At 68.2% G+C, this 829-nt stretch carries 1 protein-coding gene; it reads right to left on the reverse strand.

The window, feature by feature from the left end; genetic code table 11:
• Nucleotides 1-829: beta-ketoacyl reductase (locus tag IH13_RS39390; protein ID WP_158791509.1), on the reverse strand; the 829-nt coding region annotated here is incomplete at both ends.

Raw genomic sequence — 829 nt, forward strand, 5'->3', positions numbered from 1 at the left:
GCCGTATGGAACACCGAGCGCACCGGCCCACCGGACGCCTCGACCCCCTCCACCAGCCCCGCCAGAGCACCCCGGTCACTCACATCACACGCCGCGACCACCACCTCGGCGCCCAGACCCTCCAACTCCACCACCAACTCCGGCGCAACCGAACCACCACGACTCACCAACACCACACGGCCGGCACCCTCACCCACCACCCACCGGGCCACATGCCCACCCAAAGCACCCGAACCCCCGGTCACCAACACCGTCCCACCCACAACCACACCCGAACCCGAACCCGAACCCGGAGCACGCACCACACGACGCCCGAACACACCCGAGCCCCGCACCGCCACCTGATCCTCACCACCCCCACCGGCCAACACCCCGCACAACCGCCCCAGCACCCGCTCATCCACAACAGCCGGAACATCGACCAACCCACCCCACACACCAGGCAACTCCAGCCCGACCACACGCCCCAGACCCCACACCTGCGCACCCAGCGGATCCACCACACCATCCGCACGCCCCACCGACACCGCACCACTCGTCACACACCACAGACGCACCGGCACACCCACACCTGCCAGCACCTGCACCAACCCCAACGTCCCCGCAGCATCCAACAACGACACCACACCGGACACACCGGACAACCGCTCCCCCAACACCCCACCATCGACAACCCCGTCGACCACCAACAACCCCGCACCACGAGCCACCAGCCCCGACACCACCGGACCATCCACACCACCCGGCCCACACACCACCAACCAACCACCCGCAAGCGACTCCGACACCACACCCGCAACCGACTTCCACACCACCCGATAACGCCAGG

The sequence above is a fragment of the Streptomyces sp. NRRL WC-3549 genome, from assembly GCF_000721935.1.
In the GTDB taxonomy this organism is placed as follows: Bacteria; Actinomycetota; Actinomycetes; order Streptomycetales; family Streptomycetaceae; genus Streptomyces.